Origin of the sequence: Mucilaginibacter pocheonensis (assembly GCF_031456535.1) — a bacterium.
In the GTDB taxonomy this organism is placed as follows: domain Bacteria; phylum Bacteroidota; class Bacteroidia; order Sphingobacteriales; family Sphingobacteriaceae; genus Mucilaginibacter; species Mucilaginibacter pocheonensis.
In genome coordinates this window covers 596,228-613,079 of sequence record NZ_JAVDUU010000001.1, presented here as the reverse complement: position 1 = coordinate 613,079, position 16,852 = coordinate 596,228, and the positions used below count along the sequence as shown (strand labels likewise).

Sequence of the window (16,852 nt, the reverse complement as noted above, 5' to 3'; positions counted from 1 at the left end):
TTCAACAGAAAAGTCTGCGCTCAGCAGGGCGAAGAGGGCTACCCTATTCCAGCGTGGTTTTGCCGCTGATGGTTTTGGCTTCCTGCTGATGAAAATCAAATACAATAATTTCATTGGCGCCTTTATTTAACCATGAGGCCGGGCAATACAGGCGCTGCTGCGGCCCGGTATTCCAGTAACGGCCCAGGTTATGACCGTTCACATAAATAATGCCCTTGCTGTAATTGCTCAGGTCAAAATAGGTATCGCCGGTTTTTTGCAGCTCAAAACTTCCTTTAAAGAACATGCCTTTACTGTTCTCGTCTGCCTTTGCGGGGTTTAATGTTTTGATGAATGCTTCGGTCATGGGTAAAGGGTATATCTGCCAGTCCATCAGGGTCATGCCGTTCAGGGTTACGCGGTCGGTAATACCTTTGCGATCAATCATGTACTGGGCAAAGTTAATGTGGCCCATTCCTTCAACCAAAATATCCAGTGTGGGGGTCTTACTGCTGCTCTCGGGTATTTTAATGCTCCATTTGCCGCCGTCGCGATAAATGGTATCCACAAATTTACCGTCAACAAATACCATAGCATAATCATGCGGCTCGGTAATGGTAAGGGTGCCCTTTTTATGACCAATAAGTTTGGTGCGGTAAAGCATCAATCCCTGGTTTTGCCCGTAGTATTCCATGGGCTGCGGCTGCGGCGAAACAACGGGCGCAGGCAACTGCTGCCATATGCTGGTTAGCGCGTTTAAGGTTACGGGTGGTATGCTGATGGCTGCAGCAGCCTTTGGCACGGCCGGAATTTTATATTTTACATATTTGCGGATGAGCTTACGCAGCATATAATATTTTGGCGTTGGCTGCCCCTGCTCATTGATGGGCGCGTCATAATCATAGCTGGTAAGATCGGGCTGGTATTGGGTGGGCGAAAAAGCGTTGGCCCCGGCCGTAAAGCCAAAGTTTGTTCCGCCGTGTATAACATAAAGGTTAAATGATTTATGGTGATCAAGCAGGTAGGTGATCTCCTTTTTGAGGCCCGCCGTATCAGGTCTTGCCCATTTCTCGTTCCAGTGTGTTAACCAACCGGGGTAAGTTTCGCTGCTAAAGGATGGCACACCGGCATTACGTTTTGTTGCCTGGTTAAAATCCTCATCGCTGGTACCGCTGTCGAGCCCAATGGCCGCGCCGTCAATATTGCCGGCTTCGAGCATAAAGGGTGTTGGGCCATCGGCCGTATAAAAAGGCACATCGATGCCGTTTTGCAGCCATAGTTTCCGCAAAGCTTCCAGGTATGTTTTGTCATTGGCATAGCTGCCGTATTCATTTTCAATTTGCGACATGATGATGGGCCCGCCATTGGTACAAAGCAATGGGCGCACCTCTTTTGAAAGCGCTGTAATGTAATGGCTTACCGCGGCCATATACCGGGTATCCATACACCTTACCTTAATATCGGGTATTTTTAAAAGCCAGGAAGGCAACCCGCCAAAATCCCACTCGGCACAAACATAGGGGCCCGGCCGCAGCAGCACCCACATGCCCTCTTCCTTACAAATCTTTATAAATTCAGCTATATCATGATTACCAGTTTTAAAATCAAAAACGCCTGGAGCGGCTTCATGATAATTCCAGAATATATAGGCCGCTATGGTATTGCAGCCCATGGCCTTGGTCATGCGGATACGGTCGCGCCAATATTCCCTGGGGATGCGGGCCGGGTGCATTTCGCCGCTGATGATCTGAAAGGGTTTCCCATCAAGCAGAAAGTCGTTCTTACTAAAACTGAAAACATGCTTTTGCTGAGCCAAACAGGTAAGATGAGCCAAAATAAAAAGGAACGGTAACAGGTATTTTTTCATTCACTAAAATTAATATAAACCATTACTATTGGGATCAGCAACGGTAATTTACTTTAAAAGCAGCTATCTTTAGATGGATCAGGGCAGTTTACTAAAATCGATCGCCGGATGATTCTGCCCGGATAACCGGCGGCTAAGATCGGTTTTCATCGGCAAAAAATCATTAAAAAACCCGCAATTCCTCAGGTAAAAATGATCGCCCTGCACCCCGCCGCCATAATCTTTACGATAGTTGATACTGGCTGTGGCATCGGCCGTAAAAACGGCTTTGGTCAGTGGGTACCATTTGCCGGCGGTATCAACCAGCCAGCCGTTGCCAAAGTTTACCCGCCGCTCGGTAGTGCCCATTTCGGGGTCAAAGTTTTCCAGGAATGAGTAAAGACCCTTCAAATAAAACCCCGACCCAGGCCGTTTAAAACTGGCCAGCAGCTGCCATGAGCTTTGACCGGCCGGTTTAAAGTAGGCGGTAAACACCGTAGTTTTTGCGGCCGCATTGGCCTGCGCGCGAATTAAAAAAGCATAGGTTTTGCCGGCTACCCACGGAAAGTTCATATAACTCTGACCACCCGAGCCTTCGCCGCCAAATTCGCCGCCATGTACTCCCGCGCCTTTCTTTAATAAATGGATCCGTAAACTATCAGGGATACTGTTAGGGTCGTCTGTATCAAAAGGGCTCCACACCGAGAACAACACATGGCGCTCAGTTGGGGAATTTACCTGCATGCCAAAATATCCGCCGGTAAAACCATCGGCCATAAAATATGAGCCTAAAACATCATTGCCAACAGGCACGGTAACTTCGTTATAAAACCACTCTATATTGTTTTTGGCGGCATCGGGCAAGGGGTAATTAAGGTGAACCGACGGCCCCCGGTGCCCCCAGTAAAAATAATTGCCATGATTGTCTTTCACATAGGCCGAGCCATGGGCAGTAGCGGGGCCGCTCAACAACATATCACTTACCCGCGCGTACTCTTTACTGGTTCTTTTTATCCCCCGCAGTTTCACCTGTATATAACCCGGCGCTTTGATATAAGCCTTACCAAAGTCAATAACGGCGGGCTGATGAGTGGATACTGTTTTTGACAATACCGATTTACCCACAAGCGCGCTTATTTTGGATGCTCCCTCCGGCACCTGCAGTTTTAACGCGATATTTAAACTACCGGCGGCTTCAAGGCGTACATAAATAGTTACCTCGTCGGTATTAGTACTCCAATTGCTTAAACCCGTACTGTCTATTTTGGCCTGCGCGCCTTTGTTGAGCCAGCCGTTGCCGCCCAGCGGTACAACCAGCACAGAATCACCGTAGGGCCGGGCAACCACCTTGTTTAACTGTAACAACGTAAGGGCAGCTATAAATGAAAGCGCTTTAAGGGCGGCGTGTACCAGGTTTTTATTCATACAGATGAGGCGGTTTTATTCATTTTAATTTTTTAACCGGTTGTTTACTTGATGATCAACAACCAGCCTTTTGCTTTTTCAACCGGAATTTTATCATTGGGACCAAATGTTTTTGCAGGCTGAAAGCCTTTGATAGCCGGTGCCGTAATGGTAGCTTTTGCCGGGTCGATGCCCAGTTTTTCCCAGTCGATCTTTAATTGCACATCGGTATCGTTATCTTCCCAGCTGGCTATAGCAACCAGGGCCGCGCCGTTCTTTTTATAAACAGTGGCCAGCACTTTATCATGATCGGTCTTTATGGGGGTATCATCCACCCAATAGCCTATCATTTTGGTTCCTTTCATGCCAAAATCATCCCACACTTTCCATATTGGGCGCGGGTCAGCACCGTCGCTCCAGGGCATCCGGTTGGTCATGCCATACACCATGCCGCGCCACTTATTGCCGCCGCCCTGCAGCATTTCGCCCATGAGGCCAAACGGAATGCCGCTTACTTCGGTCAGGAAAAAATCAGGGGCGTTCTTTTCATAATCAAAATACTCGCCAAACCACAGGCGGTTGAGGTACGGAAAATGCTCCATGTACAAGTTGGCGCTGTTGTTAAAACCATCGCTTTTGTTGTACTGGTTGGCCGAGTGCAGGTCAATGATGCCGGGATGACCATCTTTGGTCAGTACCCTTTTTATACGTTTCATGGTAACGCGGTCAAATGCCACATCGTCCAGGTAAATACCATCAATACCCACATTTTGGGTTAGCCAGTTCATGCCCTCTACGTAATAATTGTGCCAGCGGTTCATGCCGCTGTTAATAATGGCGGCGTCCTTAATTTCGGGAACAAACCAGGCGGCTATGTAATCATCGCTCACATGCTCCTGCAACCAGCTGAAACCCCCACCCTTGCCCGGCGAATAGATCTCGTGGCCAAGGCTCCTTAATGCAAATGTTTCATAAGCGTGGTTTGACAGCTCGCGGATGGTATTGTATATCTTCACCTTTAAACCCACGGCGTGTGCCGAATCATCATAAGCTTTCATGGCTTTCCAGGCAATAAAAGGGTAATTGATATTGGGATTAATAGCTGTGGCGTGATGAATGTTGATCACTGTGGCCCCTACCTGTTTAATGGTGTCAATAGGTTTATAAGCATGATAAAAACGGGTAGCCCACTGAAAATCGGTATTGATGGTATGGAACGGCGTTATAAGCAGGTTAAAGTTGTAATACAGCACATCCCCTTTGTTTAGCTTCCGCTCGCCGCTGTAATTATTGGCCAGCACGGCCTTGCCATCGTCCTTTACTTTAATACCGCCTTTATCGCCGTTACCCCATGATGATGGCAATACCAGCGGCTTTTGCAGGTAGAAATTGGTATTGAGCGGGCGCATATACTTTTCATCGCGCAGGGAGTATTGCAAGCCGGCGTTCACATTGCCTATCCAGGCGCCATCCTGGTTTTTATGGGCCACATCCCATTTCCATTCAAAGTTTTCGGGGCGGTAGCCGCCTTTTTCGCCCAGGCCCATCATATATTTGGCCACGTCCCTTTTAAATGGGATGTGCATGGTAATGTCTTTAAAATCTACATTCTGCAAGGCGGTTAATTTTACGGTATAGGCCATAAAACCATCAAACTCTATTGAGGCGGTTACCTCCATCTGCAGGCTGTCGTTAGCGCTGGTGGCTGTCCACTGCACGGTACCGGGTTCCTGTTTGGTAAATTGCAGGCCCTGGCTTTTCAGCTTGATATTTTTGCCGTCGGGTTTTATAAAATGAAAGTGCAGGGCCTCGGTAAGCAGGTTATTAGGCTTATCGGTATACTCCGTCATCCCGGGTGTAAAGAATGTTTGTATCTGCTTAGGGAAACCATCACTGTTCACCTCTACTTTTCTGCCAAGCAACTCAACCGTGTTATTTTTTACAAGCAATGGTGTGTAAGGCGCTATCACCGTATTTTTTTGCGCCATGGTAGAGTTGAGCCAGCCCAGGCGGGTCATTTTCCAGGGTTCATCAACACCGCCGTTTTTGGCCAGGGTGCTGCTAACCTTGACAGATAGCCGGATTTGTTTGGAAGCCTTGCCGTTTATGCTGATGGTGGCGTTGCCGGTGTAAAGAGCGGCGCCGGCATTTGCCGGAACGTCAATACCGCACCACAAGGCCTGTATATTGCCCGCGGCTACATTTACGGTTTTGGTAAGCGGCGAGCCATCATAAGCGGTACCTCCCGTATTGATACAGAAAATTGCCGATGCCGGGATCTTTTTACCTGACGCCGCTTTAAGATCACTGAAGGTAACTTTTACGTTATCCAGGTTTTGCAGGGCATATACGCCTAACTGGAACGAGAAATTTTCGCCGCGCAGAGCTGTGGCAGCATATTTACTTTGAGGACCAAGTTGTATCCAGCGCCGGGGCAAGTCTTTGGTCATCCGGATGGAATTAAGCCGGTCTTCCGGAAAAACCAGGAATCTTTCTGCCCTGTGTTTACTAACTAAAGCACTGGTTTCCTTTTTGGTGGCGATCACCTCCATGGGGTAAAAACTGTTAAACCCGTCAACAGACTGGAACTCCTTTACTGTGGCCAACGGGATATGAGCGCCCAAGCTGTGTAACCAGGTCGGTGAAGCGGTATTTTCGGGCTTAAGATAAACACCCTGGGGATAGTTGGAACGCCCCTCGTTTTTATACGGCATATAGTACACAAAATAAGTACCCTTGCCCGATGTTGGTTCAAAAACCACCTCCCCGCTTTCGCGATTGATATTGCCGGCTTTTACGTTGGTTATTTTTTGCTTTGTTTTAGCATCTTCTATAATAATCCGTTTGTTCCCGGGGTCATTATCCCTTCTTCTCCACGGAATAATAACTTTGGCCGCCTTGCCTGTGCCGTTAAAAGTTAAAACTACCCGGTGGTTCCCTAACGAATCGGCCAGCCAGCAGTTTTTACAGTTGGTATAAGGTATTTTTTGGGCAAAAGCTGTATAACCAGATAAAAGTATAAGGAACGCGGGAAAATATTTTTTCATAATAGTGTATTCGGTCGGTAGTAGCCCTAAAATTTGCTTTTAGTTGTATATAAGCTTCTAATGTAGCTATAAATACTGTTTCGCTATATTTTAAAGGGCTACTACTTTTTTAACGACCGATGGTTACTTTTTACGGGTTTTGCGTAAGTTTTGGATTGTTATCAATTTCTGTTTGAGGAATAAAGAATACTACCCTTGCATCTGTAGGCAATACCGTTTGCATAATATTGGTTGTTGGCGTATTATTTAGCGCATGTGTGCCCGGGTAGTTACGTACCATAGGCAAATTATTCCTGAACAGATCATAAGCGCGCTGCCCTTCAAAGGCAAACTCCAGACGGCGCTCTTCCAGCACAGCGGCAAGCACGCCATTAGCGGCTACATCTGCCAAAGTGAGGTTGGGTATGCCCGCCCTTGCGCGAATAATGTTTACATCATCAATGGCCTGCTGACTGTTGCCCAGTTTAGCGTTAGCTTCGGCCCTGTTCAGGTACATTTCGGCAAGGCGCAAATAAACCGGCGAACTTAGCGTAACTATACCCTCCTGAAAACTGTACTTGGTAATATAATACATTGGCGTATTTGGGGTAAGCTTTTGGTTGTATTGTAAAACACCGGCAATGGTATATGGCGCTATAAAGCTATGACGAAGATCGTTAGGGTATTTATTCAAATCTTCTACAAAGGTTCTTGAGGCATAAATTTCGCCCCAGCCGGTGTTGCCCTGCCCGCCTGGTGTAGTTAAAGAACTGGTACCATCGGGCCCCTGGCCGCTGTAGTACATGGATCCTATGGCGCTAAAGCCCTGATCCTGCGTTTTGGTGTGTTTAATGCAAAAAATGGTTTCCTTGTTATTTTCAGGCACACCGCTAAAATAGTTCTGGTAATCGCCTCCCTGTAACAAATTATAACGGCCCGAATTGATTACCAGACCGGCATATTTAATGGCGTTAGCATTATCGTTCATGTACAAATAAACCCGTGATAGTAAAGCATAGGCCACTTCTTTTGAGGCATAAACATTAGGATTTGACGATGACATGAGATCGGCGGCCTTTAACAGGTCGGCCAGTACGGCGTCATAAACTTCTTTTACAGAGCTGCGCGCTGGCGCAATATCTGTGCTGTTTTCTTTTAATATTGGTACGCCAGGGTTGCTCCCGTTGCCCTGTGTGTAGGGCCGGCCAAAAATACGCACCAGGTTAAACTCGGCCATGGCGCGCAGGTAAAGGTTTTCGCCCTTCAATTGCTTTGAAGCCTGTGAAGCGTTATCTGGTATAACCGCGATAATTTTGTTGGCTGCCGCTATCAGGTGGTAGGCCTGTTTCCAAAAATTGGTAGCATGTGTGCCGGTTGGGATTTGATTGTACCGGTAACAACGCGAAAGATCATCAGATGATGCCTGCCCCTGTGCTATGTTATCGCCGGGATATTCCATCAGGAAATGCCCGCTCCTTACATAATCAGGATTTCTGAGCACGGCATAAACACCAATGGTGGCCGTTGCTATGTGTGATGAATCGCCCAGGGCTACATTCTCGTCAATAGCGGTTGATGGTTCTACCTTTTTACACGAGCTCACCGCAGCCCCTAAAAGACCAACCATGAGTACTGTTGTTATATATTTTGAAATTTTCATTTTAATTTTTTTTAGAATCCAACATTCACACCAAACAATATTTTTCTGCTGATAGGATATTTAAAGCTGGATATGCCTTTATTCCCTATGTTATCCGGACTGGGGCTCAGATCCACCTCGGGATCAACCCCGGTAAATTTGGTAAAGGTTACCAGGTTATCGCCGCTTACAAATATCCTTGCAGTCCTGATCTTTAAGCTATTAAGCCAGCTTTGCGGTAACTGATAGCCCAGCGTAACGTTGCGCAAGCGCAGGTAGCTGCCATTTTCCAGGTATCTTGACGAAGTGGCGTTAGAATTGTTGTTCCCTCCCTGTATGGCTTTGGGTTCGGTGGCAATATCGCCGGGTTTTTGCCAGCGTGTCCAGCTTTTGAGTGGCACCATAACATTATAGCTGTCATACAAGCCATCATTATCAAAGTAAACACGGCTGTCATTATACACCTGATTGCCGTAAACAAAGTTAAAGAAGGTGCTCAATGAGAAGTTTTTGTAAGCAAACGTGTTGGTGATACCGCCGGTAAATTTAGGCGACGCTGATGACCCCGTAAATTGTTTAGATGCCGATGCCTCTGAGTAAACACTGGTTACCTGTTTAGTAACGTTACCGTTAGCATCGGTAACTAATTTTTGCCATAGCGGCTTGCCATTTGCAGGATCCACTCCTGCCCATATTGGCATATACCAATCGTTCATGTCATGACCTACCGCAATTGGCAATGATGCACCCGGAGATGCCGTTAATTCGCCTGCATCTAATGACAGTACCTTATTGCGGTTAAACGCGATGTTAAAATTGGTTTCCCATTTAAAAGCACCAATAAGGTTGCGGGAATTTACATTGATCTCGAGCCCGCGGTTGCGTACCGAGCCTATGTTTTCAAACACATAGTTATACCCCGAGGTTGCCGGCAGCGGTTTCTTGAACAATAAGGCGCTTGATGTTTTTTGATACACATCAATGTTAACATCAATGCGGTTAAACAATCCAAAATCGAGCCCCAGGTTAGCTGTCTTCATCTTTTCCCAGGTAAGGTTCGGGTTTACTTTTTGTGAAGGGTATGAACCCGGTGCGCCATTATAACTTGCCGATTGGTCAATAGAATATAAACCAAGGGCGGCGTAATTGCCAATTTCGGCATTACCTGTTGTACCGTAGCTTACGCGGAGTTTTAAGAAGTTAATTGCCTTTACGTTTTGCATAAAGTCTTCTTTGGTCAGTATCCATGAAGCGCCTCCCTGGTAAAAATTGCCACTGGGGTTGTTGCTGCCAAAACGCGATGAGTACTCATGCACATAGGAGCCTACCAAAAAGTACTTACCGGCAAAATTATAGTCGGCCTGACCCAGATATTTCCTGAAATTATACTCATCCACACCGCCGCTTGGATTACTGATAATATCGGTAGCGGTTGACATTACGGGGCTTCCCGCGGGCAGGCCTTTTCCGTTCAGATACTGGTCTTCATAATGAAACTTCTGCCCTTCGCCAACTACCAGTAACGACAGGTTGTGATTGCCAAAGCTGTTATCGTACTTTAACCGGTTGGAGGTTAATAACGTACTGCTGAACGAATTGCTATTATATAGCTCGCCTGAGTTTGCGCCGCCATCTTTGGTACGCGTGTCGTAATAAGTTTCATCACGGTAGTTATAAAGCGTTACACGGTTATAGGTGGCAAAGCTCAGGTGTTTGGTTATCGCGTAGTCAATATTAAAATCACCGCTGGTATTCAAACTTTTTGCATTGGCAAAATTATATTGCAAACCGTGCAAAAAGTTTTCTTTATCACGGCCTACCCAACCCGGATAGGTTCTGCCGTCGGTTGGTGTACCATCAGCATTATAGGCGGGGTCAAAAGGCATGCTCAGGTAAGCGTCATACAGCGCGTTACCGGTAAAAAGATTAGTTGGATTATTATCCTTTGTATAAATGGTGTTCAGCAAAACACTCAGTTTTATCTTGTCACTCAGGTTGGTTACCAGGTTTGAACGCAGGTTGTAGGCTGTTTTGGCATTATCAATTAAAGTACCCTGCTCCTTGTAATAATTGCCGGAAACATAAAACTGTGTTTTATCGCTACCACCCGAAGCGGAGATAGTATGATTTTGTGTGATGCCTGTTCTGAACGCCAGATCAAGCCAATTGGTATTGTTTTTTAATAACGATGGATCGGGGTTAAGAAATGTTTTTTGATATTCGTACAGCTGCTGCGAATTCATTAAATGGAAATTACCGAAGGTTGCATTGTTAAATCCAACTACTGAATTAATATCAATTTTTGTTAAACCCGATTTGCCCATTTTGGTAGTTACAATAATTACCCCGTTGGCTGCCCGTGAGCCGTATAAGCCGGTTGCTGCCGCGTCCTTTAATATAGTTACCGATTCTACATCCGTGGGATTATAAGTACCGCCAATATTACCATCAACCACTACCAGCGGACTTGTACTTGCACTAATGCTGCTGGCACCGCGTATAAGGATGCTGGCGCCCGAAGATGGGTCGCCGGATGCCGATGATACTACCACCCCGGGAGCTTTACCCTGCAACAGGCCAACCAGATTATTTGAAGTAACATCCCTTAATTTATTACCACTGATAACAGACACCGAGCTGGATAACTGGGATGCCTGTTTGGAAGAGTATCCTACTACTATTACTTCGTTCAGTTTATTCAGGTCTTCGGCTAAGGTAACGCTCACATCGCCTGATGCGCCAACGGTTACTTCCTGGGCTTTGTAGCCTATATAAGATATTGTTAAAACGCCCGACTTACCTTTGAGGTTTATTTTAAATTTACCGTTTACATCAGTAACGGCGCTGTTTTTCAAGCCTTTTTCGGTTATCGTGGCCCCTATTGCAGGAACGCCCTTATTGTCCTTTACTGTTCCGGTTACCACGGTTTGGGCGCTTGCCCAAAAGGGTAACAATACAAACAGGTAACAGCAGGCCATTTTTAAAAGAACACTGATACCAGCGCGCTTCTTTGAAATACCTTGCATGAAACCCGGGCTAAGTGGTGTGTAAATTTTAATCATACATTATTGAGGTTAGTATTAATTAATAATTAGTTCGTTTTATTATGTTTTTTGGATATTGGAAATTAGAGATACGGCCCAAACAAAGCAAAATTGAAGGCCCTCAAACACAACGCAAACGTTTGTTTTACAGAATATTTGCCAATGCAAACGTTTGATAAAAAGAAAAATGCGGCTAATATTTTGAAGAAAAATGCTGTAAATGAATCACTTTGGTGATTTTTTAAATGATAATTTTATCACTATTGTTCAAAAGCTTCCTGTTTTACAGAAACTGGTGGAAACTTTTGTCTGGCGCGGACAAACGAATGCCCGTTTTACGATACGTTGCTTTTAATGCCCCGCAGGGTCTGTAATTGGAGCCTTTGTTAACCATGATCTTTTGTGCCAAAGCCATGTACCCGCCAAAGCTCAGCCATTAAATTTTCAGAAAGTGTAAACAGATGCTTCAGGCCTACCCGCATTTGTTTGGTAATGCGTTATAGCCACTTTTGTCGCCTACATTATTGGCGGGCTAAATATTTTCTGACAGAAATTAACAATCAGCACATGCAGCCCTAATAGCAATTTAACACAAACGTTTGTTATAACGCTAAACCCTTAAAAATCAGTTAATCTTTGTTACCGATATTATCCGGTTAAACGGCGGCATAATTCAGAAAAGGGGTTTGGATTACTTAATTATAGAGATGACACCGGTTACCTTACCTTACATATAAACCCCGAATTGAGTAACGAAGGTTTGTTATATAAAAAAGGCTCACCATTTGGCATGGTCATTTGCGCCCCGCTAAAGGTGGCAATGGCCTGGCCCGCGGCAGTGTCCCATTCCATGGTTGGCCCGTGGCGGTAGTATATATGCGCTTTGCCCTCGGCTATCAAACAAAATTTAAGGGAGCTCCCTGCTATAATTGTTTCCTTTACCGGATATCCGCTTAACACGGCGGTTTCCTCTGGCGCCGCATGTGAGCGGCTTCCCGCCGCTATCCAGCTGGTACTATTTACATCGGCGTGCAGTTGGGTTGTTACACCGTTGGAGGTTTGTTTCCAGCTTCCAATGTTTGCGCCGCCATAGTACAGGTTGCCTGTAACCGGTATATAGATAATTCCAAGTACCGGAACATTTTTATGGATAAGCGCTATGTTTACCGTAAATTCCCCGTTATGTTTAATAAACTCTTTGGTACCATCCAAAGGGTCAACACACCAAAAATATTCCCAGCTTTTCCGGGTATCATACGGTATATCTTTACCTTCTTCAGAGATAATAGGTATATGCGGCGTTAAAGCGGTTAATTGCTTAAATATAATGTCGTGCGACAAACTATCGGCAACAGTAAGGGGCGACAGGTCTGCTTTAAAAGTCACCCCCATGTTTTCAGGGGATTGATTATAAACGGTCAGGATACCGGCTCCGGCCTCTTTGGCAATATCATTTAAAACTGTTAAATCAATTGGCGGCAGATCTTTAAAAACAAATTTCATTTATAAATACCCAAAAAGTTCAAAATACTGTTCTTGATAAAGGTAATCATTCCTGCTATAGCTAACCGGCCGGAATAACGGCCATGCAAATTATTCAGACAAGCCCTGGTCAATCTTTTTCACATACAGCTCGTCAACCAGTATCATAACGATAGCCAGCAGCGGAACCGCCAGTACCACGCCTAAAACTCCCGATAAGGTACCCATAAGCACCTGGGCCAGTATGGTAAGCGCCGGCGGCAGATCGATCATCCTTTTTTGGATAAGGGGCGTTACTATATAGCTTACGATAGTTTGGGTAACCATATATATAAGCGCCACAATGATGGCCGTATTGGTACTAATGGTAAGGGCCAGCAATACGCCGGGTATCATGGCGGCCAGCGAACCAAAATTGGGAATGAGTTTAAGTAAGCCGGTAAACAATGCCAGCACAAGCGCTACCGGAATGTTCATTATGCTTAAACCAATGGTAAGTAAAATAAATACCAACACCATTGATAGCATCATGCCTTTTAGCCAACCCTTGAGCGCCAGGCTGATGCGGTCAATAACACATTTACCAAGTTCCTTTTTGCTTGCAGGCATTAGCTTAATTATTCCGTCCTTATACAAATTGGGGCTTGTAGTAAAAAAGATGGCCAGGAACAGGATGATATACAGATCGCCCAAAACGCCAAAACTGGTATTAAAAAATTGTTTTGCAGTTGCAAATAACTGGTCTGAATTATCATCTGACAAATAGCCCAGCACCTTATTTCCTAAGGGTGTTTCGGCCATTTTTAATTTTGCTGTTCGTACGGTATTGGGCAGCGAATCACTTAATACAGCAATCTGATTGGAAATTTTGGTACCCATAAACCAAAACAGTACGGCAAGTATAATAAACGAGCCTCCAACAGAAATGAGCATACAGATACGCCTGCTCCATTTTGTTCTCCGCTGTATCATATCGCCAAAGCCATGAAAGTAAACGGAGATGAGCACTCCGGCCAGTACCATGAGCAGCACATTAAAGGCAACCCGTGCTATCAAAATCACTACCACTAACAGGGCCACTATGGCAACTGTATTCCATACCTTTTGAATGTACGTTAGGTCCTGTTGTTTCCCGTTTTCGGAAGGCTGCTTATTGTTTGGGGTCATATTATCTGCATAGCGTTACGCGTACAGATACATTACAATAATTTAACATAAAAGTTTTAAAGCATTAAAGCCATGTGCCGCGGCCAAGCAAAAATTGCGGTAGGTGTTTTTCCCGAGAATGCTGCGGCAATTTCTGTTTTTTTTAAAACAGATAAGACTATTCGTTGTAAAATTTATGTTATCATAGTCATTACCCTTTTATTATTATTCGGACAAATTTTTGAAGTTGTTGCCTAAGCGATATTGACCAATAACCTGATGGTAGTACCATTGCCCGGCTGCGTAATTACCTGTAAAATGCCTTGAATTTCGGCAGCGCGCTTTTGCATATTGCCCAGGCCGTTACGGCTACTTTGCTTATTGATATCAAACCCTTTTCCGTTATCGGTAATAACAAGCTCCAGTTGGTTGCTTATATTTTTTAACGTTACCTGCATTTGTGTGCAGCCTGCATGTTTAAGGATGTTATTGATGCCTTCCTTAAATATCAGGAATATGTTTTTCCGGGCTTCCATCTGGATACGTATGTTCTGGATGTCGGTATTTATATTGATGTCAAAGCTGATATTACGTGCCTCCAGCAAGGGGATAGCAAACTCGCGCATACGCACTGCAAGATCATTAAAATGGTCGTTTTTAGGGTTTACGGCCCAAACAATATCGTCCATGGCTTCAAGCATAGCTCTTGAATGATAAGAAATATGACCGATGACTTCCCTTGTATGTTCACGCGGCGACCGCTGCTGTAATTGCTGATCGGCCACTTCACTAAAAATAGATATGCTGCTTAGTGCCGATCCAATATCGTCATGCAGGTCGCTTGCAATTTTATTGCGCATTTTTTCAAGCTTCAGCAACTGGTTAACCCGGTAACGGTGCAGTGTATAAACAATGCCATAAACTGCGGCACAGGCTAACAGGATGAACCACCACGTTTTAAAAAAAGGCGGCGATATTACAAAAGCGTAGCTTGCCGGAGCGCTCCAGCTGCCATTTTTGTAACCGGCTTTAACCATAAATTCATACTTACCCGGGGGCAGGTTAGCATAGCTAACCCTCGATTCGGTTATCATTGGCGACCATTGGTTATCGGCCCCTTTTAAATAGTAACTATAGCGTATCTTATCGGCATTACCGAGGCTGATGCCCAGGTAATCAAAAGTGATGTGATTTTCTTTGTAGGTAAGCTCGCTCCGGCGCAGGTCCTTGTTATCAAAAAGAAGATATTTCCTGGTGATGTACACCAACGGTGCTATGATAAGCCTGTCTTGTTTTTTATACCGGTACCGCATTAAACCATTTACCGTACCTATCCACAGGTTATTATCACGCGACTGATATATGGCGTTTTGGTTGGTTTCAATCCCCATAAAGCCATCGTTCTTGGTAAAATTACGGGTGGTTAAGGTTACGGGATCAAACAAGTCGATACCTACATTGGTGCCCAGCCAAATCTGGTCTGTACGGTCGCAGAAGATAAAATATGGATTGTTTGATTTAATGCCCTGTTGTGTGCCGTATTGTTTAAAGTTTTTGCCATCGTATTTAAAAATACCGTCGCCAATACTGGCTATCCAGATATTGCCTTTACTGTCGCTGCTTATGGAGCCAAAATCATGATTGGGCAACTTTTGCTGCCCTGGCACTATAATAAAGCGGTCGGTCAATGTATCCAGGTATATTAATCCTTTATCGCGACTGCCAAACCACATTTGCCCGTGCGCGTCCCTATGAATAGTCCACACGGAATTGCTTACAAACCCATTGTCTTTTTTAAAGCTTCGCATTTGTTGGGTACGGTAATCAAATACGGCAATACCACTGTCAAGGGTGGCCAGCCAGATACGCCCTTTCCTGTCCTCGTTAATACTTACCACCTCTTTACCCGCCAGCCCATTTGACCTGCTGAATACCCTGAACTTCTTTTTATCGGCCAGGTAACAGGCGGCCCCTTTATTTGCACAGGCCACCCATGTATTCTTATGGCTGTCTATAAAAACCTTGTAAATAAAATTATCAGGCAAGCCATCTTTTACCGTAAAGTTTTTGATCGCGCCCGCAGGAGAAAAAGGGTTGAATACGGTTATCCCCTGCGAGGTGCCTATCCAATAGTTGTTCCTGCTATCTTCCGCAATGGAATATACCTCGTTATATATCAAGCCATCATTTACGGTATATAATTCAAAAGGCGATTCTTTATAACAGGAAATCCCGTCATCCTGCGCTATCCAGATATTGTGCTCCCTATCCTCAATGATATCATAAACCAGCTGGCTTAGCAGCCCGTTGTTTTTGGTAAAGCAGGTTATCACGTTGCCGCTTATTTTTGCCGTGCCATTATTGGTAGCCAGCCATATATTACCTTGACTATCGCCCATAACCATGTTAATATGCTGGTCTGTTAAGCCCTGTGCAACCGTTGTCCTTTTTGTTGGAGCACTTACATTCCCGGGCTCAAAACAAACAACACCGGCAGCCGTACCGCACCATACCTTACCATTTGCCTGCTGGTAAACCGATGTAATGTTTTGATTAAGCACGGCCGGGTAAACCGTAGTTACCAGGGTATTTGTATGGGTATTAAATGCAGTTAACCCCTTAGTGGTAGCCATCCATATTTCATTATTGTTTTTTACCGCCAGTTGGTTAACGGTATCAGAAAGCAGCTGTTGCCGCATGGTAAAGTGTTTAACGCTGTATGCTTTGCCTGAAAATGTAATACAAAAAAGGCCATTGCCGCGGGTAGCCAGATAGAGAGAATGATTTTGCCATATCATGGAATTAACAACCTCGTTATTTACAAAATCCTTATGCCGAAACCTGGTTATGGTATTGTTACTGTAAAAGGATAAGGCCCCTGAGCGGTGGCCAAAGAATATGCGGTCCCCGCTATTACCTGTTATAGCGGTTACATGGTTATCAGAAAGCCCCATCTGCGAGTCGAGCACATGGAATTGGTGTCCGTCAAATGATGCCGCGCCTCCCTGGGTACCAATCCACAGGTAGCCCGATCCATCTGTATAAGCAGTATAAACCCTGGCTTCGGGTAAGCCATTTTGTATGGTATAGTTAACCAGGGGTAAGGTTTGCCCATATCCTGTGAGCGAAAAAAAACAAACCATTATGCAAAACAAAAAAGGCTTTCCAGTTTTCATTTACAATGGCTTTTTATCGGTACTAATTGGTTAGCTGCTCAGATAGCAGAATGCAATATCGTAATTTATTCCTTGTTTTTTTATTTTACTGATTTCTCAAAAATTTGCCC

Annotated in this window: 8 protein-coding genes; all 8 read right to left on the bottom strand. The window is 45.0% G+C overall.

Translation table 11 applies throughout. The features are described 5' to 3' along the window. Window positions 1-43: 43 nt before the first annotated feature. A complete protein-coding gene (locus J2W55_RS02605) occupies window positions 44-1,846 on the bottom strand; it encodes a glycoside hydrolase family 35 protein (protein ID WP_310091606.1) in 1,803 nt (600 codons plus the stop codon). Between the two features lie 78 nt (window positions 1,847-1,924). Further along, window positions 1,925-3,250, bottom strand: a complete 1,326-nt coding sequence (locus tag J2W55_RS02600; RefSeq protein WP_310091604.1) for a DUF3472 domain-containing protein — start codon at window positions 3,248-3,250, stop codon at window positions 1,925-1,927. A 44-nt stretch (window positions 3,251-3,294) separates the two neighbouring features. Continuing rightward, a complete protein-coding gene (locus tag J2W55_RS02595) occupies window positions 3,295-6,276 on the bottom strand; it encodes a glycoside hydrolase domain-containing protein (RefSeq protein ID WP_310091602.1) in 2,982 nt (993 codons plus the stop codon). Window positions 6,277-6,406: 130 nt separating this feature from the next. Continuing rightward, window positions 6,407-7,915 (bottom strand): RagB/SusD family nutrient uptake outer membrane protein, encoded by a 1,509-nt coding sequence (locus J2W55_RS02590; protein ID WP_310091600.1) that lies wholly within the window; start codon window positions 7,913-7,915, stop codon window positions 6,407-6,409. Window positions 7,916-7,926: 11 nt separating this feature from the next. Next, window positions 7,927-10,956: a SusC/RagA family TonB-linked outer membrane protein gene (locus J2W55_RS02585; protein ID WP_310091598.1), complete on the bottom strand. Its 3,030-nt coding sequence runs from the start codon at window positions 10,954-10,956 to the stop codon at window positions 7,927-7,929. A 699-nt stretch (window positions 10,957-11,655) separates the two neighbouring features. Further along, window positions 11,656-12,441, bottom strand: a complete 786-nt coding sequence (gene cysQ / locus J2W55_RS02580) for a 3'(2'),5'-bisphosphate nucleotidase CysQ (RefSeq protein ID WP_310091596.1) — start codon at window positions 12,439-12,441, stop codon at window positions 11,656-11,658. Between the two features lie 90 nt (window positions 12,442-12,531). Then, window positions 12,532-13,587, bottom strand: a complete 1,056-nt coding sequence (locus tag J2W55_RS02575; protein ID WP_310091595.1) for an AI-2E family transporter — start codon at window positions 13,585-13,587, stop codon at window positions 12,532-12,534. A 233-nt stretch (window positions 13,588-13,820) separates the two neighbouring features. Further along, window positions 13,821-16,742 carry a ligand-binding sensor domain-containing protein gene (locus J2W55_RS02570; protein ID WP_310091592.1) on the bottom strand — a complete coding sequence of 974 codons (2,922 nt, stop codon included), beginning with the start codon at window positions 16,740-16,742 and terminating at the stop codon, window positions 13,821-13,823. Window positions 16,743-16,852: the final 110 nt, after the last annotated feature.